Annotated in this window: 15 protein-coding genes; 8 read left to right on the top strand and 7 right to left on the bottom strand. The window is 38.1% G+C overall.

Annotated elements, in window-relative coordinates; all coding sequences use genetic code 11:
* Window positions 1-27: 27 nt before the first annotated feature.
* Window positions 28-1,392, bottom strand: coding sequence for a sigma-54 dependent transcriptional regulator (locus tag G7050_RS08510; protein ID WP_166113928.1), 1,365 nt, complete (start codon window positions 1,390-1,392; stop codon window positions 28-30).
* Window positions 1,393-1,767: 375 nt separating this feature from the next.
* On the opposite strand from G7050_RS08510, the gene G7050_RS08505 reads away from it, so the two are divergent.
* Entirely contained in the window at window positions 1,768-5,610 is a 3,843-nt protein-coding gene (locus tag G7050_RS08505; protein ID WP_166113925.1) for a M6 family metalloprotease domain-containing protein, read from the top strand.
* Window positions 5,611-5,685: 75 nt separating this feature from the next.
* Here G7050_RS08505 and G7050_RS08500 read toward each other — a convergent pair whose 3' ends face one another.
* A complete protein-coding gene (locus G7050_RS08500) occupies window positions 5,686-6,078 on the bottom strand; it encodes an FMN-binding protein (protein ID WP_255493351.1) in 393 nt (130 codons plus the stop codon).
* Window positions 6,079-6,215: 137 nt separating this feature from the next.
* Complete coding sequence (locus G7050_RS08495) at window positions 6,216-6,794, bottom strand: Crp/Fnr family transcriptional regulator (protein WP_166113922.1); 579 nt, start codon at window positions 6,792-6,794, stop codon at window positions 6,216-6,218.
* A gap of 342 nt (window positions 6,795-7,136) precedes the next feature.
* Between G7050_RS08495 and fumC the strand changes: the two genes are divergently transcribed.
* The 3 genes from fumC (at window position 7,137) to G7050_RS08480 (ending at window position 17,858) form a co-directional block, all read left to right on the top strand.
* Window positions 7,137-8,537, top strand: coding sequence for a class II fumarate hydratase (gene fumC, locus G7050_RS08490; protein WP_166113919.1), 1,401 nt, complete (start codon window positions 7,137-7,139; stop codon window positions 8,535-8,537).
* Window positions 8,538-8,546: 9 nt separating this feature from the next.
* Window positions 8,547-9,107 (top strand): AraC family transcriptional regulator, encoded by a 561-nt coding sequence (locus G7050_RS08485; protein WP_166113916.1) that lies wholly within the window; start codon window positions 8,547-8,549, stop codon window positions 9,105-9,107.
* A 66-nt stretch (window positions 9,108-9,173) separates the two neighbouring features.
* Window positions 9,174-17,858, top strand: coding sequence for a GH36-type glycosyl hydrolase domain-containing protein (locus G7050_RS08480; RefSeq protein ID WP_166113913.1), 8,685 nt, complete (start codon window positions 9,174-9,176; stop codon window positions 17,856-17,858).
* Window positions 17,859-17,937: 79 nt separating this feature from the next.
* Here the strand turns inward: G7050_RS08480 and G7050_RS08475 are convergent, their stop codons facing one another.
* A complete protein-coding gene (locus tag G7050_RS08475; protein ID WP_166113909.1) occupies window positions 17,938-18,150 on the bottom strand; it encodes a hypothetical protein in 213 nt (70 codons plus the stop codon).
* Between the two features lie 72 nt (window positions 18,151-18,222).
* Window positions 18,223-19,206 carry an alpha/beta hydrolase gene (locus G7050_RS08470; protein ID WP_166113906.1) on the bottom strand — a complete coding sequence of 328 codons (984 nt, stop codon included), beginning with the start codon at window positions 19,204-19,206 and terminating at the stop codon, window positions 18,223-18,225.
* 1,143 nt (window positions 19,207-20,349) lie between these two features.
* Between G7050_RS08470 and G7050_RS08465 the strand changes: the two genes are divergently transcribed.
* From G7050_RS08465 to G7050_RS08450, 4 genes are all read left to right on the top strand, one after another.
* Window positions 20,350-20,931, top strand: coding sequence for a hypothetical protein (locus G7050_RS08465; protein WP_166113903.1), 582 nt, complete (start codon window positions 20,350-20,352; stop codon window positions 20,929-20,931).
* A 177-nt stretch (window positions 20,932-21,108) separates the two neighbouring features.
* Complete coding sequence (locus G7050_RS08460; RefSeq protein WP_166113901.1) at window positions 21,109-22,239, top strand: NAD(P)-dependent alcohol dehydrogenase; 1,131 nt, start codon at window positions 21,109-21,111, stop codon at window positions 22,237-22,239.
* Window positions 22,240-22,398: 159 nt separating this feature from the next.
* Window positions 22,399-22,824, top strand: coding sequence for a VOC family protein (locus G7050_RS08455; RefSeq protein WP_166113898.1), 426 nt, complete (start codon window positions 22,399-22,401; stop codon window positions 22,822-22,824).
* Window positions 22,825-22,907: 83 nt separating this feature from the next.
* The gene (locus G7050_RS08450) at window positions 22,908-23,861 is read left to right on the top strand and encodes a YafY family protein (RefSeq protein WP_166113895.1); all 954 of its coding nucleotides are present in this window, start codon (window positions 22,908-22,910) and stop codon (window positions 23,859-23,861) included.
* A gap of 44 nt (window positions 23,862-23,905) precedes the next feature.
* On the opposite strand, the gene G7050_RS17920 is transcribed toward G7050_RS08450, so the two are convergent.
* Together G7050_RS17920 and G7050_RS17800 are read right to left on the bottom strand one after the other, a co-directional pair.
* Entirely contained in the window at window positions 23,906-25,219 is a 1,314-nt protein-coding gene (locus G7050_RS17920) for a GNAT family N-acetyltransferase (RefSeq protein ID WP_255499282.1), read from the bottom strand.
* Window positions 25,220-25,265: 46 nt separating this feature from the next.
* Window positions 25,266-26,582, bottom strand: coding sequence for a GNAT family N-acetyltransferase (locus G7050_RS17800; RefSeq protein WP_221412831.1), 1,317 nt, complete (start codon window positions 26,580-26,582; stop codon window positions 25,266-25,268).
* Window positions 26,583-26,745 lie beyond the last annotated feature (163 nt).

Below are 26,745 nucleotides of genomic sequence, written 5' to 3'. Positions count from 1 at the left end.
TTTTCTAAAGGATAAGATTAAAAGATCTTATAATCCGTACTTTTTCATTTTACTATATAAAGTAGGTCTTGTTATGCCTAATTCGGCGGCGATTGCCGATATGTTTTTATCGTACTTTGTAAGGGCTTTTTCTATTAAGATTTTCTCCATTTCTTCGAGATTCATCGACTCTATTACGGCTGCTTTGTTTTCCATCGGACGCATATAAAAGTCTGTTGGTTGCAGTTCGGTTCCATCGCTTAATATCACAGCTTTTTCTATGGCATGTTGTAATTCACGGACATTACCCGGCCAGGAATAGCTTTCTAGTTTTGCAGCGGCTTTATCGCTTATCGTTAATGCTTTTTTGTTGTATTTCTTTGTGAATTTATTGAGGAAAAAATTGGCAAGTTGCAATATATCCTCACGTCGTTCACGTAAAGGGGGCACTTCTATCTGTATGGTATCAATACGGTATAGTAAATCTTCACGGAATTCACCGTCCTGCACAGCTTTAAATAAGTTTCGGTTTGTGGCACAAATAAGTCTTATATCCACCGGAATAGGGGTATTGCTTCCCACTCTTATTATATATCTTGACTGCAAAGCGGTCAATAACTTAGCCTGTAAAGTATAACTAAGATTGCCGATTTCATCGAGAAAAAGAGAACCTTTGTCAGCAGCTTCAAATTTTCCTGCTCTATCGGTTTTTGCATCAGTAAACGACCCCTTGGTATGTCCGAACAATTCACTTTCAAACAAACTCTCGGTTACAGCTCCCATGTCTACACTTACCAGAGTTTCATTAGCTCGTAATGATAGGTGATGTATCTTTTTTGCGATGAGTTCTTTTCCCGTTCCATTTTCTCCCGTTATCAAAACATTGGCATCGGTACTTGCCACTTTTTTCATCAGGTTCAAAAGGTTCTGCATTACTTCTGATTTTCCCCAGCAGACATCTTCTTCTTTATTCAATTCAGAATTCAGTACGTTTTGCTTCTCTCGGAGCTTCTTCACCTCTTTCCGTGATTGTCGTAACGAAAAAGCGGCTTGTAATGTAGCCAACAGTTTTGTATTATCCCAAGGCTTAACAACAAAATCGGAGGCTCCTTCTTTTAGCGCTTTCACCGCTAATTCTATATCTGCATATGCTGTAAAAAGTACAACGGGTAGTTCGGGATCTATCTTTTTTACCTCTGATAGCCAGTATAACCCTTCGTTACCCGAATTTATTCCAGCTGAATAATTCATATCTAACAGAACAATATCGGGATTTTTCTCCCTTAGCATAGAAATAAGCATGTTGGGAGTAGATAATAAATAGACGTTTTCGAAATAGCCATCTAACAAGATACGTAATGCACTCAGTACATTTTTATTATCATCCACAACAAGAATACTTCCTTTTTTCATTTTTAGAGTTCATTAGGTAATGCGAAATATTTATTATTTTAAGCTTAATAGTTAGTGGTAAACAAGCTTACAGGAAACAGATGCCGGTTTATTTGTGTACCTGTTAAAGAGTCAACTGTTTTATATATTAATCTTAGTAATAATAAAGGTTTGATAGCTTAAGCTGATACTACAAATGTAATTAATAATAAGATAATATAATTCGTGTTTTATAAAAATAGGGGAAATGATTGCGTCAAAAGAGTGATATTCTAATGATCTAATTTTATTTTAGTTTATGAATTTTATGTTTTCATGAGAAGAAATGTTAATTTAGCGGTTTCTTAGCAATGAATAAACTTAAACAACTATACACTTATTATACACAAAATTATTATGAAAAGACTATTATTATTATTTCTGGGTATATTTCTTATATCCATGAGTACGAGTGCAGGTCCTGCTCAACCTCAATTAATCAAAGACACACAACCCGATGGTACAGTTATCGAGTATTATTTAAGAGGTGATGAGAAAATCAATTGGATGGAATCTCCCGATGGGCATACACTTTTATTAGACAATGATGGACGTATTGTTTATGCCCTTAAAAATAGTGAGGGAGATCTCGAGCCATCAGATATTATTTATAAAAATACACAACTGAAAAGGTCATTTGATCCCCGGATAAATGCGATACCTCAGAAGTTATTTTACAGTACTTCTCAGGTTAACAGTATGCTCCAAATATGGAATATCGAAAAAGAGCAAGTCAAAGGTCGTGCACTTGGAACCCGACCTTATACAGGTGAATTCCGTGTACTTTGCGTATTGGTTGATTTTGCCGATAACCCGATGACTACTGAAAATGTAAAATCTAAATTTGAGATGCTATTAAATCAGAGGGGCTACACCGGAACATTAGGAAATCCCGCTTATGGCAGTGTCAAAGATTACTTTTGGGAAAATTCTTATGGAAAGGTAAATATTACTTTCGATGTGGTTGGTCCTTATCGTGCCGAAGAAATGTCCAATTACAGAGGAGCTGGGGTATATAAGGTAACAAACTTGAGTAAACTGGGCAAATTCCTAATAAAAAATAAAATACAAAATGAATCCGAATTAGACTTGTCTTTATATGCAGATCCTTCGGGTGAGATAAACCGATTGCATATTATTTATGCAGGAGAAGATCAGGCTTTTGCTGGTCTTGCCAATGGATTTGCCTGGTCACATCAATATGGTTTTGGGATGGGAGGTTCTTTAGAACCCGGAAATCCGGACGATTATGATTGTGTGAGTTCTAAAGACGGGCAGACATATACATTTAAGAGATATTCTTGTTCAGCCGAATTAAGCCCCAATATGCGAAACAGAGATGAGAGAAAAGTTTCGACAATTGGTACTCCGACTCATGAGCTTGCCCATCTTCTTTTTGAATCAAAAGATTTTTACGATGGAAATGGCGTATATAAGGGTACAGGACAATGGGATCTGATGGCGGGTGGCTCTCATAATTATATTACAGATAATTTTTATACATCCATGTTTTATGGTAATAGCCCGGCACATATGAATATGTACGAAAAAATCCGGCTCGGATGGGTTAAACCTCAGGTTTTAACTACTTCGGGTTCTTTTAGTCTCGAAAATGCTGCAGAGAATCCGGTTGCATATATATATCAAAAGGGAAATAATCTCACTGATTTTACTTCTCTGGAAAATGTTCAGGACGACTTTTTTATTCTTGAAAACCGTCAAAAGAAAGGTTTTGATGCCGGATTATTAAATGGTCCTCAATACAACGGTCCTTTATTTCAAGGAGGCTTACTGATATATCGTGTCGACAAAAATATAAGAAATAGTTCCGGTCCGAATTACACTTATCCTCAAAGAATATATCCGGTATGTGCATCATCTACGTATGCTTTTCCGGGTCAGATAGAAGGTGGGAATATTGTTGATTCTTATGGAGATATAAATAATATTGGTTGTGTTTTCGGAAATGAATATACTTCATTCACTGATGAAACCCTACCTTCGGCCAAAACTATTTTAGAATATTCTAACGGAAGTGTTACTAGTGCTACCGAAACAGGGAAACCTTTAACCCATATTGTGAATCAAGATGGTATTGTGACTTTTAGGTTTGACAATCCAAATTTTAAGATACAACAATACCACGAGGATGACAAAGAAGGCTTACGTCAGTTCTTGAGACAGCCATCTGCAATGATAAATAAATTAAATCTGGAACTACTCGGAATCTCTGTAACCGATACAGTTAATTGGTATATATCGGAAGATTGGGTAAATAAAATTAATACCTCTCAGCCTTATACTTCTGTACAATGGAATGAAGAATCGCCTAGACGAATTCAAGTGGTGTATTTAAGCGCAGTAGACAAGATATCCGGTTTTTTAGATTGTAGCAGGTTTACTAAATTAGAATCTTTAGTTAATAATGGTACTAGTATATATCAATTAGATATTTCTAAAAATAAAGAACTAACAACTCTGGCATGCTTCTCTTACGACAAGATAACCCAATTAGATGTTTCTAATAATTTGAAATTAAAAGATTTAAGATTTTATGGTTATGGACTGACAGAGCTAGATGTAACAAATAATGAGGCTTTAGTGATTTTACACTGCAATGCAAGCCGTTTATCCAAAATTGATTTAACAAAGAATCTTTTATTAGAGGTACTTGATCTATCAGTAAATCTCAATTTTAAAGAAATAGATATATCTAATAACAAAAAGCTTAAGTCTTTAGATTGTCATGCAAATAAATTAAAGATACTGGATGTATCAGAAAATAAAGAATTAGAATATCTTGATTGTTCTAATAATGAATTAACAAGACTAGATATATCTAACAACAAAAATCTATTAGTCCTACTTTGTGATAATAATTATATGACATTTTCAGGATTACCGATATTTAAATTAGGCTCATCTGAACAGTTACCTTATGGATATGCATATTCTTATAGCCCTCAAAAACCAATTTGGGCAGAAAATCCATCAAATCAAATTATAGATTTAAGTAGCGAATATAATATAAATGGTAATATCACAACATATCATTGGTTTGATGGAGAAGTTACTCCTCTTTACTCGGCCGATGGCAAATTTATAGCAAAGAATGATCAAACTTATAGTGTTGCTTGTTCTATGAAAAATGCAACTTTTCCTGATCTAACAATACAATACCGTATTGTAAAGACTTCGAGTATTCCTATTGAGTTAAAAGATCATCTAAAAGTAAATCTTGAGAATATTCATTCGATTAATAAAAATCAAACTTTTCAGATATATGCCAATACAAATATTGCCAATCCAGATGAGTTGCGTTTTGGTTTATACAACCCGGCTAACGGAGATTTAAGAGACTCATTAATAGTTGTATCTAAAACAAATAATGTATTTACCTGCCAATTACGTTCTCAAACAAATTATGGGTCTTATATGCTAATGCCTTATACTTACGAACTTGGCGAACGAAAAGATATTGAACGCTCAGCATCTTCACCTTGGATAGATAAGTTGCCAATCAAAGTAAATGAAGATATTTGGGGACGTTCTTTAACATCATATGCTCCAAGCGAAGATGTAAGTGCAAACAAATATATTCAGTTGAATATCAATAATAAAGTAAACGAGTTATTTGAAATAGATCAGTTTGTGCCATTTAAAGTGTATATGCCGACTACTGCTCCTGCCGAAGCACGTATTGGTTTGTTTTACCCGAATGGAACATTCTATACAGATATTACCAATACTCGAAGTACCTATACTTACACATGCGAAATAACAGATGAAGTACAAGATGGTAATTATATAATTATGCCCTATATAAAACATGAAGGGAAGATTAAAGTGGTAGAACGTATAATGGGAAGTAAGCTGATGGACCGTTTACCTGTTAAAGTAAATGAAGTAGATATCTGGGGAGACGATATTTGGGCAGATACATCTTTAAAAGTTGCTTTCTCAGAAGGAGCTGATAAAAATACGAGCGTATCGGTTGTATTTGAAAAGGCTTCCGATATCTTGTCGATTTATGCACCTACAGAGGTTATACAAAGCGAAATATATAATATGCAAGGAGTTTTAGTGAAAAAAGTGAATCAAGATTCCCGCTTTTCTTTAAATAATCTGCATACAGGGGTATATATTGTAAAAGTAACAACACCCCAAGGAATTAGTACCCATAAAATCAAAAAAGATTAACGTAAGAGTACTATTTGATAGTAAATATAAAAGAGGAGATTCTTAATCTCCTCTTTTTATTACTTATAAGGTTTATTACAGTGTTTGTTTTGCTGATATAACTGTCACTTCTAATACCCTTGTTAGAAACGAAAATTTTTCTTTCATCATATCGTAATCCGCTCCCTCGCTGAGGTAGTTCCCGGTCCCTGTGACGACAAAGCCTGTCCCTTGATAATCCTTATACCCCAGAACTTCGCGAGTGCCGAGTGCAAGTTTTACTTTGTGGTTTGCTTCTGCCTCTATATTTTTTTGCGTTTTACGCAGACCATATGCGGGAATTAGAATTCGCCCGTCTTCTGTAACTACAATATAAGAATTCCAAGTATTGGCAATGTGCGGTTCATCAATTCCCCAAGAAACAATCGATACAACTCCTTCATGATTGATTACATCAAAAAACTTTTCGGTTAGCATTGGTTTATCCATAATTCTACTATTTATCTTTAATTATAACTGACTCTTGCTATTATGCTTACCAAAGCAATAGATAGGTTTGAGATCTTAATTTTCTAATACAAAATTATGGATAAAGAATTCGGAAAAAATTAAGCTGGTTTAAGAAATCAGAGATTAGCATTCTTTTTTCGAATTTCGCTCAAATATTCAGGTGTAAGCCCTAAATAAGAAGCAAGCATGTATTGGGGGACTCGCTGTGCAAAGTCCGGGAAATAAGAGCTGAAATGCAAATAAAGTTCCTCTTTTGATAAATCGTAAAGAAGTTTAATTCTGAGTTGTGATGCGGCAACTGCTCGTTGCATAATTATCCGGAAATACCGTTCCAAAGCGGGCAATTCTTCAAGTAACTTATCGAACGAACGATGATCGATTGCCAGTATTTCTGATTTCTCAATCACTTGTATGTTATATTCGGAAACGCTTTGATCTGCGAAGCTGAAATAATCCGCAATCCACCAATTTTCAAGTGCAAATTGGGTTATCTGTTCTGCCCCTTTATCTGTATAGAAGAACATTCTAGTACATCCTTTTTCTATAAAAAAATAGGATTTGCAGATTTGCCCCTCTTCCAATAAATACTCTTTGTTTTTGAGATTTAATCGTCGGAAATATTTATAAATGATCTGAATCTGATCTTCATCCAGTTCAATGTAATTGCGAATATGATTGATGAGAGCCGGATACATATTAACAGCTTATTATTAAGTGTTTAATAGATGATATTAACAACTGATTCTTGTTTGTCAAAGATAGGCTCTATTTATGGAAAATAAAATAAGTAGTTCATTTTTAATTTCATATCGGTCTCTAAAGGGATGGTTCGGGTAAACAATACCTGCTTATTATTGTTTAATATAGTATATACTTCATATTTCTATTGTTATACCTTTTTTAAGTGTGGGAGTAAACGACTCTTATCCTTAAAAGGGTCATTTGCTACTTATGCAAAATATAACAATACTGACACGGGAAACACAAAAACTGATCCTTTAAATTGTACTGGGCTATAAACTCTAAAATTAAGATATATGGACTATAGAATCGAGAAAGATACTTTAGGAGAAGTCAAAGTTCCATCAGATGCATACTATGGAGCACAAACACAACGTAGTATCGACAACTTTAAGATTGCAGAGGACATAAATCGCATACCGAAAGAAGTCATTTATGCTTTTGCTTTCCTCAAAAAAGCAGCCGCAATAACCAATAAAGGAGCAGGTGTATTACCTGCTGAGAAATGCGATCTGATTTCAAAGGTTTGCGACGAAATATTAGAAGGTAAACTCGATAACTCTTTTCCTCTTGTAGTATGGCAAACAGGTAGTGGAACGCAATCGAACATGAATGTAAACGAAGTAATTGCTAATCGGGGACATGTGTTGAATGGCGGGAAGCTTACCGATAAGGAGAAAGTGCTGTTACCTAACGATGATATAAATAAATCGCAATCATCTAACGATACGTTTCCAACGGCGATGCACATTGCTGCCTACAAAATGTTGATTGAAAAAACAATTCCCGGAATAGAGAAGCTTCGTGCGACTCTTGCCGATAAAAGTAAACAATATATGTCGGTGGTAAAAATAGGGCGTACACATTTTATGGATGCAACCCCGCTTACTCTCGGACAAGAATTTAGCGGATATGTTGCACAACTCGATCATGGATTAAGAACAATCAAGAATGCTTTACCTCATTTGGCTGAATTGGCATTAGGAGGAACTGCCGTAGGAACAGGAATCAACACTCCTAAGAATTATTCGGAGAATGTTGCTGCAAAGATTGCCGAATTAACCGGACTCCCATTTGTTACTGCTCCCAATAAGTTTGAAGCTTTGGCCACTCATGATGCAATTGTTGAAACTCATGGAGCTTTGAAAACCGTGGCAGTTAGTTTAATGAAGATCGCAAATGATATTCGTATGCTTAGTTCGGGTCCCCGATCGGGTATTGGAGAAATACATATCCCGGAGAATGAACCGGGCTCGTCTATTATGCCGGGTAAAGTAAACCCGACTCAATGCGAGGCTTTAACTATGATAGCTGCACAGGTTATGGGTAATGATGTTGCGATAACCATAGGTGGTGCTACAGGTCATTTCGAACTTAATGTATTTAAACCTATGATTATTTATAATTTTCTGCATAGTGCTCGTTTGATAGGTGAGGGATGTGTGAGCTTCAATGATCATTGTGCTGTTGGTATAGAACCTGTTCCGGATACCATAAAGCGAAATCTGGACAATTCTTTAATGCTTGTAACTGCGTTAAACTCAAAAATAGGATATTATAAGGCCGCGGCTATTGCTCAAAAAGCCTATCAGGATAATACGACTTTGAAACAAGCGGCTGTTGAATCAGGCTATGTAACCTCCGAAGAATTTGATGAGTGGGTGAACCCTGAAAATATGGTGGGAATGATAACTTAAATCTAGCTTATGAAACTATATGTCAAACACATGGTGAGCAATCGTTGCAAAATGCTTGTAATGGAAGAACTAGACAAATTGCAGATTCGGTATCTTACGGTTGATCTCGGTGTAATTGATGTAACAGGACATATAACAAAAGAACAAAAAACTCTGATAAGTATTGCCTTACAAGGATCCGGATTAGAATTAATAGAGGATCACAAGGAAATATTAATTGAACAAATAAAGACGGCAATTATCAAATTGATACATTACTCGGATGATCAGCCGAGAATTAATTTTTCAGATTACCTGAGTAATACACTTAATTATAATTATACATACCTCTCAAACCTGTTTACCGATGCACAGGGCATTACTATTGAGCATTTTATTATTACTCACAAAATAGAACGGGTCAAAGAGCTTATATCTTACAACGAACTAACTTTCTCCGAAATAGCATTCAAGCTGCATTATAGCAGTATTGGTCATTTATCTAACCAATTTAAAAAGGTAACAGGTTCTACTCTTTCTTCGTACAGAACAAGAAAATGTATGAGACATACAAATCTCGAGAACCTGTGAATTATGTAACATCCAGCTAAAGTAGTGTAACACTATCTCACGGCTGAAAACGTAACTTTAAAAGATATGGATAAATTAAGGTATTTGCATAAAAAAATAGAAGAACAGCCTTTACGGGATGAACTATTCACTATTGAACAGCTCGTTCAGCATGCTAAACAACTGGCATCAGATGAAAAACTAACCAGTGGAAGAAAAGATAATTTTTTGCTTGAGCGTCTTAATTATAATGATAAGGTATTACGCGATTTTAATAAAGCAACTCTTATTCTCAAAAAGCCGGACAATATAACGCCTGCAACCAAATGGTTAGTGGATAACTTTTATCTGGTTGAAGAGCATATACAGTTGGCTCGGAGGCATTTCCCTAAAAAATACAGCCAAGAATTACCCTGCCTTGCAACAGGAGTATCCAAACGACTACCGCGTGTATATAGTATCGTTCTGGAACTACTATCGCATGTAGATGCACAAATAGATAAAGAATCGCTCAAAGCATTTATAGAGGCATATCAAACAGAATCGCCACTGAAATTAGGCGAACTTTGGGCAATCCCTATTATGCTTCGACTAGCCCTTATAGAAAACCTGCAACGTATTGTTAGTGGTTTGGAGAAGAAGCAATCTGATAGGGATATTGCAAATGCATGGGTTGATAAGCTTCAATTGATGGCAAAGAAAAGACCTTCGAGACTTATCGAAGTGGTTGCCGATATGGCAAAGTCCAATATTCCGCTATCAAGTGCCTTTGTTTCTGAATTTTGTCAACGACTATCGTCACAAAATCCAATGTTGCATATTGCCCGTAGATGGCTGGAGCAAAGATTAGCGGAGGAAGGCCTATCTATTGAAGAGCTGATCCATTTAGAAGGTCAATCTCAAGCAGCCAATCAGTTGTCTGTAAGCCACAGTATCGGAAGCCTTCGGGCATTGGCTGTCACCGACTGGAAGATTTTCGTAGAAGCACTGAGTCTAGTAGAAATAACCCTTCGCAAAGATCCTGCCCATATCTATGCGCAAATGGACTTTACGACTCGTGATCATTATCGCCATAGAATAGAAACACTTGCAAAATATTGCTCGCTTTCGGAGTTTGAGGTTGCACAGCAAGTAGTAAGTTTAGCCGAAAATGCTCAAGGTCAACAAAAGAATTCTCTGTATAGCCATGTCGGCTATTATCTGGTTGGCGATGGGCAACGCACTTTAAACAAAGCACTTAAAGTAAAGGAGCCTCTTACTGCTGTTATAGGAAGAGGCATTCATAGCTATCCCCTGATTTCTTACGGAGGTGGTATTGTCCTTCTTACTTTCATAGGAGGCGGAGCCCTTATGGGAATCTTAGAAACCAGAGGGATATCATTTGATAATTGGAAAGCAATTCTTTTATCGGCTATATTTCTTCTATGTGTGAGTCAATTGGGGGTAGACCTAATTAACTGGCTTGCTACGATACTCGTTAAACCCAAAATATTACCTCGTCTCGATTTTTCGGAGGGTATTCCTATAGAATACCGCACGATGGTTGTTATCCCAACCATAATCTCATGCCCTGATACGGTAGACAGGTTAATCGATAATCTGGAATTACATTATTTATCGAATAGAGATCAGCAACTTCATTTTGCTATTCTTACCGATTTTCCTGATGCTTCACTTGAAGTCACAGAGTCTGACGGCGTCATACTCGAAAGAGCCAGACGTGGTATTGAAATTCTAAATAGAAAATACCCGTCGGACAACACTACCATTTTTTATTTATTTCATCGTCCTCGACGTTGGAATCCGGGCGAAAACTGTTGGATGGGCTATGAGCGCAAGCGCGGAAAACTGATGGAATTTAATGCCTTGCTTAGAGGAAAAGCTCCGGATGCTTTTTCTATAATAGAAGGTGACAGATCTATTCTTTCATCCATAAAATATGTAATTACTCTTGATACCGATACACAACTTCCGGGCGACAGTGCTTATCAGTTAGTCGGTGCTATGGCTCACCCGTTAAATCATCCGATTATAGATTCCAAACGGAATATTGTAGTCAAGGGTTACGGTATTCTTCAACCTCGTGTATCTATAAATCTGGTTAGCAGCCAACGTTCGATATTTACTCGCTTAGTTTCGGGCGATCCCGGCGTAGACCCATATACCCGTGTTACCTCGGATGTATATCAGGATGTATTTCGTGAAGGTTCTTTTGTCGGAAAAGGTATTTATGATGTAGATGCCTTTGAACGAGTACTGGCTGATAGATTACCTGAAAATAAAATACTAAGCCACGACTTGTTAGAATCTATTTATGTACGCTCGGCACTTATTAGTGACGTTGAGCTATTTGAAGCTTATCCTCCGGGGTATAATCTGGATGCTATTCGCCGCCATCGTTGGGTTCGGGGCGACTGGCAGATCATTCAATGGCTATTGCCATGGGTTCCTACATTTAATAAAAAATGGGCAAAGAACCCCATATCCCGATTAGGAGTCTGGAAAATGATGGATAATCTTCGCCGGAGTTTACTCGCTCCTGCTTTTCTCCTCTTTTTAGTTTTGTTTTACATCTTGTTTCCTCAAAGTATATGGTTAATGCCTTTATTGGTAGGAATCATTGCTTTTTTACCCGTTTTGCTATCGTTCTCAACCAATATTCTGTATAAGTCAGAAGATCAGTCGTGGCCCATGCATCTCGAGGAGGCCTTCCGCAAAAGTTGGCGTCAATTTAAACAAGTATTATTCTCTCTCGTATTATTACCTTACGAAGCGTATTTGAATATGGATGCTATTATAGCAACCTTATGGCGTTTGACGGTAACTCATAAACACTTACTGAAATGGAAAACATCTATAGATGCCGAGCAGACCGCAGGTGATTCGCTCTCAAATTTTTATCGCTCAATGTGGTTTTCTCCTGCATTTTCTATGCTTTGTGCAGTGCTCTTAGCTATTGTTGATCCGATAATTCTATTATACTCTTTTCCGGTTTGGCTTGCTTGGGGAGCCGCTCCCGGCATTGCATGGCTTATCAGTCGCCCGTTCAAACAATATAAACCGGAATTTACGACTGAACAAACTTTACTTTTGCATCGAATTGCCCGTAAGACATGGTATTTCTTCGAAACATTTGTAAATGCCAAAGAAAACTGGCTGGCACCCGACAATTTTCAGGAAGTACCTGTACCTGTTGTAGCTTCACGAACCTCGCCCACTAATATTGGTCTCTCGCTGTTAGCTAATCTGTCGGCGTATGATCTGGGATATTTATCTGCCGGAAAAATGTTGGAACGTACACAACTCACGTTTACAACAATGGGAGAATTGAAAAAATTCCGTGGACATTTATACAATTGGTATGATACCCGTACATTAGAACCGCTTCCTCCATTGTATGTATCGAGTGTGGATAGTGGAAATCTGGCCGGTCATTTACTGACATTAAGCGGAGGGCTTAATGAGCTTAAAGATGCTCCGATATATACACCTGTGATTTTTAGTGGACTATTAGATACTGTACGCGTAATGAAACGCTATACGGTTAAAAATGCAGCCATAGCACAACTTGAAAAAGATCTGGATGAAAGTCCTCAGACATTGCAAGGAGCACTTACTTTATTACAGTCGGTAAAACAACAGACCGACAACATCGGCACTTCTTTAGCTGACAATAATAACGAAGTACAATCTTGGATACAAACACTGAAAAAAAATATAGAAGACCATATCGAAGAATTACTACATCTGGCTCCTTGGTTGCATATCTATCAGCCTACTCCTCATGAGGATTTAGACGGTAATCTGGATGAGGTAATTTCGCAAATAAAGGAATTGGATAATGGGCTTACACTGCGTGAGGTCTCGCAACTGGATGAAACTATTTGTCCTTTGATCGAAATAACATTGATGAGGCTCTCTAACCTGAAAAACACCTCAGCTAAAGAGCATATAATATCATACCTTAATTTATGGTTGACCAATTTACATAAAGCGGTAAGCCATGCTTCACGAAGGATACAGATGATTCGGACTCTAATAGATCAGAGTGAGTCGTTTGCAAATATGGATTTTGCTTTTCTTTACAGTACATCCAAGAAACTGTTCGTTATTGGCTATAATGTAACGGAGCAACGTATGGATAATTCCTCATATGACATGCTTGCTTCGGAAGCCCGATTGTGTAGTTATGTAGCTATCGCTCAGGGGCAGGTTCCTCAGGAGCACTGGTTCTCTTTGAGTCGTCTTTTGGTAGTCTCTCAAGGTAAACCCGTATTATTGTCATGGAGTGGTTCGATGTTCGAATACTTAATGCCTCTTTTAGTAATGCCTAATTTTGAGCATACTTTACTTGATCAGACTTATAAAGTAGCAGTAAAAGCACAGATAGAATACGGTAAAACACTTGGAGTACCTTGGGGTATTTCAGAATCGGGTTATAACCGTACCGATACTTATCAGAATTATCAATACAAAGCATTCGGTATACCTAGTCTCGGATTGAAACGGGGCTTGTCCGAAGATCTGGTTATTACCCCTTATGCAACAGTTATGGCATTGATGGTTTCACCGAAGAAAGCATGTGAAAACATGGAGCGTTTGAGTGAAACAGGTCATGAAGGTACATATGGTTATTATGAAGCTATTGATTATACACCGCTGCATCTTCGTCCCGATCAAAAAAGTGTAAATATCCATTCTTTCATGGTGCATCACCAGGGAATGAGTCTTTTATCACTGGTCAATTTGTTAAAGGACAACTCCATGCAGAGACGTTTTATTGGAGTACCGATGCTTAAGGCCTCAGAGTTATTATTGCAAGAACGTATACCTCATAATATTTCAGAGACTGCCATATCCGATGATTCGGAATTTGAAATAAAAGGTCTGCATCCTCTTCTGGTGGACAGCTCCGAAGTAATTCGTATGTTCACCGATACCGAGATTGCTCCCGAGGTCAACTTGTTGTCCAACGGTCGTTATCACGTGATGATCAGCAACAGTGGAAGTGGATACAGCCGCTGGCAAAATATGGCTGTTAACCGTTGGCGTGAAGATGCTACAAGTGACAATCTGGGAATGTTTGTTTATCTCAGAGATGTTAATACAGGTGCTTTTTGGTCCAGTACGCATCAACCTACTTTACATAAAGGAAAAAAAGATGAGGCGATTTTCACTCAGGCTTATGCAGAGTTCCGTCAACAACAGTCAGACTTGGAGGTGCATACAACTATCTGTGTTTCGCCCGAAGACGATGTCGAGTTGAGACGTATTCGATTAATAAATCGTTCTCAAACAACCCGTACGATAGAACTGACTACATATAGCGAAGTGGTTATTGCTCCTCAATCGGCAGATGAGGCACATCCCGCTTTTAGCAATTTATTTGTTCAAACCGAATTTCTACCCGAATTTTCAGCAGTACTTTGTACCAGAAGAGCCCGTTCGGAAGACGAAACGCCTCCGCATTTATTACACTTAATGCTTGTTTCGGATAATGGCAAAGGAGATATATCGTGTGAAACCGATCGCTCTAAATTTGTCGGACGCGGACGCACCTTAGCCAATCCTTTAGCAATGCAGAATGCGGGATTGCTTTCGAACAGTAGCGGCTCTGTACTTGATCCGTCTATTGCATTGCGTCGTACGGTAACTATACCCGCTGGAAAAACAGTAACGGTATCTGTTGTTTTAGGAATGGCCGAAACTCGTGAAAATGCAGTTGCTTTAGCTGACAAGTATCAAAATGGACGTATGAACGAACGGGCATTCGAATTAGCTTGGACTCATAGCCAGGTTATACTAAATCAACTAGGTATTGTTGAAACAGAAGCTCAGTTGTACAGTAAACTGGCCGGATCTTTAGTATATGCCAATGCTCAGCGACGAGCCTCTCAACCAATTCTCAAAAATAACAGAAGAGGACAAGACGGGCTTTGGAGTTACAGTATTTCGGGCGATACTCCTTTAGTGTTATTACGGATAAGTGATGTTTCAGGAATTGATCTGGTGCGTCAGTTGGTATTGGCTCATGCCTATTGGCGAATGAAAGGCTTAACGGTAGAGCTTCTTATTTTGAATGAGGATGTATCGGTATACCGTCAATCGGTACACGATGAAATAGTTAATCTTATTTCTTCGGGTATTGAGGCACCGCTATTGGAAAAAGCAGGAGGAATATTTGTTCGTCGTATCGAACAGGTACCTCGTGAAGATATGCTACTATTACAAGCCGCAGCACGTATTGTTTTATGTGACGAATTGGGAACTTTGGCGCAGCAACTTCAATCGTTGAATATTTCGGAACTACAGGTATCATCTTTTCATCCTACACATTCTATTACTTCTAAAATAGATAAACCTTTACCCCCAAGAGAGTTGGTTTTCGATAATGGATTGGGAGGTTTTACTCCTGATGGTCACGAGTATGTGATTACTTTACGTCCCGGACAAACAACGCCTGCTCCCTGGAGTAATGTGATCGCAAATCAATATTTCGGAACTGTTGTTTCGGAAAGCGGAAGTGCCTATACTTGGGCCGAAAATGCCCATGAATTCCGCATCACACCTTGGAATAACGATCCGGTAAAAGATACAACGGGAGAGGCTTTCTATATACGTGACGAGCAAACCGGAGAATACTGGTCGCCCACACCCTTACCTGCAAAAGGATCTACACCTTATGTGGTAAGGCATGGTTTCGGTTATACAATATTCGAACATAGCGAAAACGGAATCACTTCAGAACTTACTGTGTATGTTGCTATGGATGCCCCGATTAAGTTTGGAGTATTGAAACTTAAAAATACTTCGGGAAGACCTCGCAAGTTATCCATAACCGGATATTATGAGTGGGTTTTGGCTGATCTACGTCAGAAAAGCTTGCTTCATGTTCAAACAGAGATTGATGTCAGAACCGGAGTATTATTTGCCCGAAATTTCTATAATATCGGTTTTGCCGGAAAAATAGCTTTTATGGATGTGGGTGAATCACGCACATTAACCGGTGACAGAACCGAATTTATCGGACAAAACGGAACTCTTGCCCAACCCTCAGCAATGAAACGCAGCCGCCTTTCGGGCAAAGTAGGTGCAGGGCTTGATCCTTGTGGTGCTATGCAGGTTGTATTTGATTTGGGTGACGGGCAAGAACGTGAGACTCGTTTCCGTCTCGGATTTGCTCAAAGCAAAGAAGAAATGCGTGATCTGGTAGTGCGTTTCCGACATCCCGGTGCAGCCAAAGAGGCTCTTAAGGAAGTCTGGAGTTATTGGAATCGTACATTGGGATCCATCAATATAGATACACCCGATGCTTCTGTAAATATGATGGCAAACGGATGGTTGCTGTATCAAACATTGAGCAGCCGTATATGGGCTCGCTCGGGATATTATCAGTCGGGAGGAGCATACGGTTTCCGTGATCAGTTGCAAGATGTAATGGCACTTGTACACGCCGAACCATCCATCACCCGTAAACAGATTCTACGGGCTGCAAGCAGGCAGTTTAGCGAAGGAGATGTACAACACTGGTGGCATCCACCGATGGGACGTGGTGTAAGAACACACTTCTCGGATGATTATCTATGGCTGCCTTATGTTACTTGCCGATATGTAAGTACGGTTGCCGACACAGGTATTCTCGATGAAAGAATATCTTTTATTGAAGGCAGGCTGCTCAGACCGGATGAAGAATCATATTATGATTTACCCGGACGTTCTGCCGAATCGGCAACTCTTTATGAACACTGTGTAAGAAGTATCAAATACGGTTTGAAATTCGGTACACACGGATTACCTCTCATTGGTTGCGGTGACTGGAACGATGGAATGAATCTTATCGGAGAAGAAGGTCGTGGAGAAAGCGTCTGGCTCGGATTCTTCCTGTATGATGTATTGATTAAGTTCTCTAAAATAGCCGAGTTAAAGCATGACACAGCTTTTGCTCAACATTGTTTGGAAGAGGCCGAGAAATTACGGACTAATATAAGGGAAAATGCGTGGGATGGCGAATGGTACCGCCGTGCTTACTTTGATGATGGAACGCCACTCGGATCGAAAGTAAACGATGAATGTCATATTGATTCGCTTCCTCAAAGCTGGTCTGTGATCAGTGGTGCAGGAGATCCTGAACGGTCATTGATGGGAATGGAGCAAGTAGAAAAACAACTTGTTCGTCGTGAAGATAAACTGATTCAGTTGTTTACCGCTCCTTTTGATAAATCGGAACTTAATCCGGGTTACATCAAAGGATATATTCCCGGAGTACGTGAAAACGGAGGTCAATACACACATGGTGCAATCTGGACAGTGTTGGCTTTTGCCCTTATGGGTGAAACGGAAAAGGCTTGGGAACTTTTCGGATTGCTTAATCCCATCAATCATGCAGATACTGCCGAGCGAACTGCTATTTATAAGGTAGAGCCATATGTTATAGCTGCCGACGTATATGCAGCCGAAGGACATCTCGGAAGGGGTGGCTGGACATGGTACACAGGTTCTGCGGCATGGATGTATCGTCTGTTGGTGGAAACGCTCTTAGGGGTAAATCTCATGGGCGATACATTGCAATTGTTACCACAGTTGCCTCAAAAATGGGATAATTATAAGATACACTACCGTTATAAAGACACTGCTTATCATATTACGATCCTCAGAATAAAAGATTCGTCATCGCCTCGTCTGGTTCTTGACGGGCAGCAACAGGATAACAAAGATACCTTTGTTATGGTGGATGACCGAAAAGATCATTTTGTAGATTTATGGATTGTGTAATAAAAGTATATTTACAGCAAAGAAAGAGGATGATCAATTGATCATCCTCTTTCTCTTTTCATCCAATAGTTATTTGGTTTTACTTCTTTCCTAAAGTATCTTCAACTCGTTCCTTGATATACTCTGCTTCGTGTTTTGCCGCATCTGCAGCAATCCTTATATTTCTTTTTGATTTGCTTAGGAATTTATCAACTTCATCGCAACAACAGTCAAGATGTCCGTCATTGTACATTTTGCGAACTAAACAAACAATTCCGATACCTATTCCTACTCCTAAAATTACTTTTTTCATAATTGTTTTATTTTTTAATTGATATTCTCCAATATGTTTTAGGTTGCCCCTACTTATTGTCTGCAAAAGGTCTTATTTTAAATAATGCTTTAAGACTGCTGCCGTATATGTGAATAGTGAGCGGGTTTGCGGTATGGTTGCAAAGCCGTTCAATAGTCCGAAATCGTGAATTACACCATTGTAACGAACTGTGGTTACATCTACCCCTGCTTCGTCTAATTTACGTCCGAGAGCCTCGGCTTCATCTCTTAAAATGTCGTTTTCTGCCACTTGAATGACGGTAGGCGGCAAATCCTTTAATTCGTTAACTGAAGCTTGCAAAGGAGCCAGATATATTTCTTTACGCTGTTTAGGATCGGTAGTATACTGATCGAACATCCATTTCATCAATGATGAAGTAAGAAATCTCTGTTCCCCATAAATAGTATATGAATCGGTACTAAAATCGATATCTGCTACAGGCCACAATAAAACCTGTACTTTAATTTCAGGCCCTCCATTCGCTTTAGCCATCAAACTGGTTGCAATCGACATATTACCACCCACGCTGTTACCTACCAGAGCGAGGCGTTTGCCATCCACATTTATTTCATGGCCAAACTCAGCCACCCATTTGGTAGCTTCATAAATCTCGTGAATAGCTTGTGGATATGTGGCTTCGGGCGAAGGTGTATAGTTTACAAAAACAGCAGCATACCCCGATTCAACAACCAAATCGCGAACCATGCGTTTATGTGTTGGATAATCTCCCAATATCCATCCTCCTCCATGAGAAAAGATGAAGACAGGCAGTTTTTCTTTTATACCCTTAGGTCGAACAACTGTAAGCTTAAGAGTCTGAGAATTATATGTTATTGTTTTTTCGGATTCTTCGATGCCCGAGACATCGACTTTTACTCCTGCCTGAACCGTAACAAGTACATTACGAGCATCCTCCTTTGATAAGGTTTCAACAGCAGGACCACCTCCGTTCAGAACTTTCAAATATTCTTTAGTTTCAACACTCAGATGCGGATCTTTAAAATAATCCGGTGCTTTTTGAATCTTTTTTTCCATAAGAGTAATCTATTTAATAAACGGTAAAGTTAAATGACGTGTTTCTTTAGTAATCATGCGAGTCATTAGTTGATCTGTTATGTTTAATGTTCAATTTTTCTAACGTACCCTATCGGGTTTGTTTTTCATTTTGCCTTGATGCAAAACGAAACAAAAGATCAAGACTGTGCCTTTTTGCCCCACCCGCTACGGTCTCGAAAGCTAAAACAAAAGAAAAAACGTTTAACGAGTGATCTCCTTTTGTTTCTTAACGCTTTCTTCACCCTGCGGGTACCCCGTGCAACCGCCAAGGTCGGTAACCTAACGGACAAAAGCGATTTACGTGCGTCAGCTCGAGTGCATCAGTGGAGTAGCCGTTGGCTGACAAGCGAAACTGGCGTAAAACTAAACGTGCCGAAAGGCAGTAGGTTTAGTTTAGCCTGCAAGCTTTAGTCAGACAGGCGAGCCACGCAGCACAAAGCCTTTTTGATTCCTTTTGTGGCTTTGGGCAAAAGGAATACAAGCAATCTTCGATTGTGCGTAGTAAAAGACAACTAAATTGAACATATAGTCCCAACTACTGATTGACATGAATAACCTATTATTGCAGCTATACTGGTTATCAATAAAAAAGGTTGAGACCTTGAGCCATCTATTATTTAAACCGATTTGATAAAAGAAATGTTTTATATTTTGAGTCTATTTAACTGTTATTGAGTAAATAACATAAATATTGTTTGTTTATTTTTATTTTGCTTTCAGGTCACGTTCAAATTCAAAAACAAACCCTTCCGGTATATATTCGTTTAAGTAATTAGAGTAAGAGTTAGCTTGCCACCAATTTTATCTATCAATAGGGTTAATACCTTTATTTAGAGTGCTTAAAAGATTAAAATAAAAAAACAGACTAAAAAGTGTAACTTTTGTCACTTTTGTAATCTTTTTAGAGTTTAGTTGCTGTTATTCAGTATTTTGTAAAAATGACGAAAGTGTACGATAATTGTAAACTTTGTAACTTTTTCGTATCACTAATTGTGTACAATGTCACTTTTTCTTAAATTGTAGATTTGTATGGATATAGAACCATTGGCTACAAACATTTGTTTATTGATTATATAAGCTCTAATAATATTTTCTTTTAATTATTAACATAACATTTTTCAAATGAAAGATTCTGATAGATTATTAAAGTATTTCCTGTACATCTCGTTGATTATTATCGGGGCTATTATAGGTATTGCTTTTCACCATTATTATAATATACCACTTGCTGAAACTATTAATTTAGTAGATGTGGGAGCTTTAGTTGTCACCGTCTTTTTGGCTGTTTATATTCCCGAAGTATTGGATCGGAAATTGCAGATTAAAAGAGATAAGAAAGATCTTGTAGAAAAGCGTATTGAAGAATTGCAGGCACTGTATCGCAGGATGAATCTTATCGTACAAAGCGAGCAAGTACTACGCCCGAAAGATTTTCTTATAATAAAAAATGTATCGGATATCTGCCATAACAAACTGGAAACAATTATTACTTTACTCAATAATTCCAATATGAATGTGTCTTTTACTAAGGACATAGACAAGATCAGGAAGTTATGTAAAGAACACGAATCTTTACTATTATCCGACAAGATGGAGGATGAGGGATTTACTTATTCGGAAGATGTGCCCGAAAAACAAGAATTGTTGTACAATGAAATAGACAAGGTTACATGTTTATTGATATTCAAAATCAGTGAGGCGTAAATACGAAATTATATATTGTCCCTCTTTTTTATAGGGTTTTTAGTTACTTGCCGATCATATAAATAGATACTATACACGTTTACTGAAATTAAGTTCTCAGAACTATTGGTTACTTTGGTAAGCGAAACAGCAATAAACAGTTATAGTCCTTGAATGTTTCATTTTACTTAATTACCTATGAAAAAATCAGCCTTAAACCTTCTTGTGTTCTTTACTTTAGTATGCTCTTACAGCTATGGGCAAACCGACGGCTCGCATGCCGGACATGTGCATACCAAAGGTTATGCAGGCATGGACGCCAAAAGTGATCTTGTTCCCTACGAATTTGAACGTCGTGCAGTTGGAGATGATGATATCCTGATTGATGTTTTGTATTCAGGCATTTGCCATTCAGACATACATACGGTAAAAGGTGATTGGGGAGGGACTCCCTATCCTTGTGTTCCGGGGCATGAGATTGTAGGACGAGTTGCTCAAGTCGGAAAAGATGTACATAAATTCAAAGTAGGAGATATCGCCGGAGTGGGCTGTATGGTAAATTCGTGTGGAGAATGTGAATACTGCAAAGCGGGAGAAGAGCAATATTGTGCCAAAGGTGCCACTTATACCTATGGCAGCAGCGAAGGAAATGGATATACTAAAGGGGGATATTCAAATAATATAGTTGTCAAAGAGTCATTTGCCTTGAGAGTACCCGAAAATGCCCCATTAGATCAAGTAGCTCCGCTTCTTTGTGCGGGTATAACCACCTATTCTCCTTTACGATACAATCATGTAAAAAAGGGAGATCAAGTAGCTGTTGCCGGATTCGGAGGGTTAGGACACATGGCCGTACAATATGCCATTGCAATGGGTGCTGAGGTTACTGTTTTTGATATAACAGAAGACAAACGGCAGTCAGCTTTGGATATGGGTGCAGTAAAGTATGTCAATACCAAGAATGAGGGTGAAATGCAAGGGCTGAATAATTCATTCAATTTGCTTATCAGTACTATCCCTTTCTCTTTTAAAGTAGAACCTTATATGGCAATGCTTAAAGTCGATGGAACTATGGTGCTTTTGGGTGTGCCTCCGAGAGAGCAGGTACCATCGTTAAGTACAAATGCATTGTGGGGAAGACGGAAAATATATTATTCTCTTATCGGAGGTATTCCCGAAACTCAGGAAATGCTCGATTATTCCATCAAAAACAACATTTATCCGAAGGTGGAAGTTATACCCATCCAACAAATAAATGAGGCTTATAAGAATGTGCTGGATGGAAAAGTACAGTTCAGATATGTAATAGATATGGCATCTTTGAAATAACGGTTACAGATTTATTTTATCTATTCAATAGAAAGTTCTTTTTTCCTACTGACATAAGGCTGTCACTTGCTGCTTGTACTTTTGCTGATGATAACGAAAGTAAGGTCTCAGACCTTTTCAATACTTTCAAGTATTTACAGCAATAAAACAAGTAAAATTATGTTAGTAAAAGCCTACATTACATTTGACGGACAAGCAGAAGCAGCCCTCAATTTTTATAAAGAAGTATTTAACGGGAAAATCGAAAACATGATCCGTTACGGAGACGGAAAAGGTGATACCTCAGCCGATCAATTGGATGATAATTCGAAGAATCGTATAGAAAATGCCCGATTGGATTTTGGTAATAATTGCTTTAATGTTTCGGACATTTTACCCGGTGAGAAGTTTATCGTTGGTAATAATATCCATCTGGACATCGTTTTCTTTGACGATCAGAATGTGAAAGAAACCTTTGATAAACTGGCAGTCGGAGCCGAGATTATCGAACCTTTGGGAGCCAAACCGTTTTCGCCCAATTATGGTAATTTGACCGATAGATTCGGTATTAACTGGAGTATTATGCAAATGCCAAAGCGTAACTAATATGATAGACAAAGAATGTGTTGACGGTAACACGTCGGCACATTCTTTTTATATCTTTACACCTGTTATCAATTGATTTTAAGATGAACCGACTCGAGCGAATATCTTCCATACTGGTGCAACTACAATCGCGATCTGTAATAACGGCTCAGCAAATAGCCGATAGGTTCGACATTTCTTTGCGTACGGTTTATCGGGACATACGAACACTCGAGGAAGCAGGCATTCCTATTATCGGTAATGTAGGTGTAGGTTACTCTTTGGTTGATGGCTATAAACTGCCTCCGCTAATGTTTACACGTGAAGAAGCTATTGCCTTTCTGACGGCAGAGAAGTTTATCGAAAAGATGAGTGATTTGCAGAACGTTCAGTCCTATAAATCGGGGATGAATAAAATAAAAGCAGTGCTTCGGTATGTTGAAAAAGACTACTTATCTGATATAGAAAACAACATAGGCATTCTTGGAAAAAGCGATACTGGACGAGAACTTCCCACAGCTATCACTCAGTGTATACTGAAAAGTATCTCGGAGCAAAAGGTAATGCACATCTGCTATTCGACCAATCAAAAAGAATCCGAAAGAGACATAGAGCCGATAGGCTGTTTTTATAGTCAGATCAATTGGTATCTCATCGCATTTTGTAAGGTGAGAAACGACTATCGTAGTTTCCGTATCGACAAGATCAGTAGTTTCAGTTTAAAGGATGAGGCTTTCTCTCAACAACACCTGTCATTGCCTCAGTATATCGAGAAGTACAGATTGCAAGAGCATATTTATGAAGTGATTATCCGTGTAAAAAGCACAGACTTAATAGTAATAAACGATTATAAATATTATCACGGCTGGTTAAAAGAGGAGATCAATGGTGAGTATACTGATATTCATTTCAGGATATTCAATATAGAGCATTTTGCCCGATGGTATTTGTCTTTTGCGGATATTGCCGATATCATACAGCCCGATATTCTGAAAGACAAAGTAAAAGATCAGATCAATTCCTTGATTCATAAATATAAGCTTGGAAGTGTAGAATAGTTAAGATAGAAGAAAGGTATAACCCTCTCTTCTATCTTATCTTATTACTTCTCTGCTACAATAAACATCTCATTGCTGGATGTGAAATCATTAGTGGATAGTAACTTATTTTGGATAATAACATTTTTGAAGCCAACAGCCTCAAGCACATTGATTATTTCATTCTGAGTATAATACCTGTCCCAGATTGTAAAGTGCTTCGTGTCTTTTCCTTGAAGCAGATTGTATTGATATGAATAAGCTTGATTTTCGGGATAATGAAAAGTCTGACTTAACAACAAGTATTCGTCTTCAGCCCAGAATCCGCCATCAGGGCTATATTCCCAATCGGAGCTTTCGTGTTTATCGTTGACTATATCTTCATTGAAAACATCAAAAATAAGTTTGCCTCCTGCCTTTAGTGAAGAATAGCAGTTCTTTAATAACAAGTCGCAATTATTGTCCGAGTGGGTACCCATATCGCAATATATCATAATTATAGCATCATATTCACCATGAGGAAAATTTGAGATATAATCGCCCTCAATGTATTTAACACTAGTGTTTTGTTGGGTGGCATATTCTATTGATTTTTTATTAAAGTCAACACCTGTAACAAGGTGTCCTTTTTCAGAAAGCAGCTCAGCATATATTCCCGGGCCACATCCCAAGTCTAGTAATTGACTTTCTTTCGCAATGTGTTTATTTATAAAATCAATTATAATCTCTATCGATTCTTTATTCCGGCTGGCTGCATCGGACGAAAAATCCAAATGAGCTTTCAATAGGTTTTCTTGAATATAGGGGTCTGTCCATATCGAACAGATTGTTTTCCTGAATAATTCGGGTCTTGTCTTTATGATATTCATTTTTCCTGCCTTTTCTAATTTCCACCAGAAGCCAATATCAGATTCCTTAAATTTTGTCATTCCACATTTTTGCAATACTCTCTGAGAGGCGTAATTCTCTCTATCGGTTTCAGCAATTACAGATTCAACATCGGGTTGATTAATTGCCCACTCACACAAGGCTTTTACTGCCTCTGTCATATATCCCTGATTTTCGTAATCGGGGTTTATGCCATATCCTATTTCAATATCTTTATTCTCTAGCAGTGAATTCTTGAAATTGGCACATCCTATGGCTTTGTTTTCTGACTTTAGGATAATCTGCCTGTTTGCCAACCAATGGTAATTTTCAAGGTTATTTAATGCTTTCTGATATTGTCTTTTCATTGCTTGCTGCGTATGCTCATCAAGACATTCATTAGATGGACTTAAGCCCAGTTCGAATTCCATCTTATCAACACCGCATAGCAACAGGGCGAATTGCTCCACTGTTAGTGGAACAATTCGTAGTCTGGTTGTTTCTATAATCATCTTTATTCGATTAAAATATTTTTCTGTTAACAATCTAAGTTATCTCTTACTGTAGGGTGACTGTGCCTTTGATTCCTTGTAGGGCATTGTCGGTTAGCTCACAAGTCAATACATACTGATCAGGAATTCCACAATCATTCAGTATTCCAAATTCTGTGGTTGCTCTGAAACCAAATCGATTATAATAGGCAGGATCGCCACATAGAAATACTGCGGTATACCCCATCTTCTTAGCCAACTCAAATCCTTTTTTAATTAATAGAGAGCCCACTCTTTGGTTTCGATATTCGAGAAGGACAGCAATAGGAGCTAATAGAAGAGTCTCAATGATTCCATCAGGAGTATTTATATTAAGTTTAGTAAACATAATATGCCCGACTAACTTTCCACCTTTTTCTCCTACCAGAGCCAGCTCAGGTATATAGGTTTCTCCTGCACGAAGCTTTACGGCGAAGTCCTGCTCATCTCCGTCTTTCACTTTAGCTGTCTCAAATGCTGTCTTTATAAGATTGTATATTTCGGCGTAATCCTGTTCTTTTTCTTGTCTGATAATCATCTGATTGTCTTTTAAGTGCTGTTTCATTTTTTTTCTTGCGATTATATATCCAAAGCTGGTCCAGCGACCATTATCTACCTCCAGAGTTTTTGGGTCTTCCTCAGGCTTTGATTTACATAAGGGGTCATGCTGTGCATACTCTCTCCACCAAAGTTGTGCATGGGGTGCATAATCTGCTTCGAGAATCTCAAAACCTGCTAACTTTAACGCTTCTGTAGTTTGTGATATGCTTCTGAAACATTCTTTCCATGGGAATGGTACCTGACTCACATAAGGCTCTAAATCTTCCGGCAGGTCAACTTCGAGATGCATCGGTTCAGCCAATCCGAATATGCCTCCGGGTTTTAGAATCCTTAAGATGTCTTTCAAAGCAGTAAGGTATCCTGCTTCACCTTCCAGCATCCTGATCATCTCGAGTGCAGTGGTGCTATAGACATAATCGAAGGAGCAATCTTCAAAATAGGAATTTGGCAATCCGATTATCAATGCTTCCAAGTGCTTTTCAACATTCCAGAGTTGAGCATTTTCTTTGATGAATTCGATGAGAGGAACAGTAGGTTCTCTTAAGTCATACCAAGGGTCTATGGCGACTGTATGAGTTTGATATTTCTTCGTTAAATAGCAAGTGGGGAAACCTCTGTTTGCACCAACATCAAGAAGTGATGACTTAGGGCTTATTTTCATTTTATCTGCTAAGAAATCTACAAGCTTAAGCCCTCCGGGACCGCTGCACTGATCGTAGATAATATCTAAGCTGATGTTTTCGGGTTTGTTAAAGTCGAAAAATGGGATATGTTTTTTACTCATTATAATCTTTATAATTATGAATACGTAATATCACTACCTCTTATCAGGTATGAATATTATGATGTTATTCTGTGAAAATGGATGTAAGAAAAGTATCAGACAGATTAGTATGTCCGATAAATAGATGAGGGGATAGCATGTATTGATTAATACAAGCTATTTA

This window comes from Dysgonomonas sp. HDW5A (genome assembly GCF_011299555.1).
Lineage (GTDB): Bacteria > Bacteroidota > Bacteroidia > Bacteroidales > Dysgonomonadaceae > Dysgonomonas_A.
Note: the sequence above shows the minus strand (reverse complement) of the source record. Positions and strands in the feature narration are given on the sequence as shown.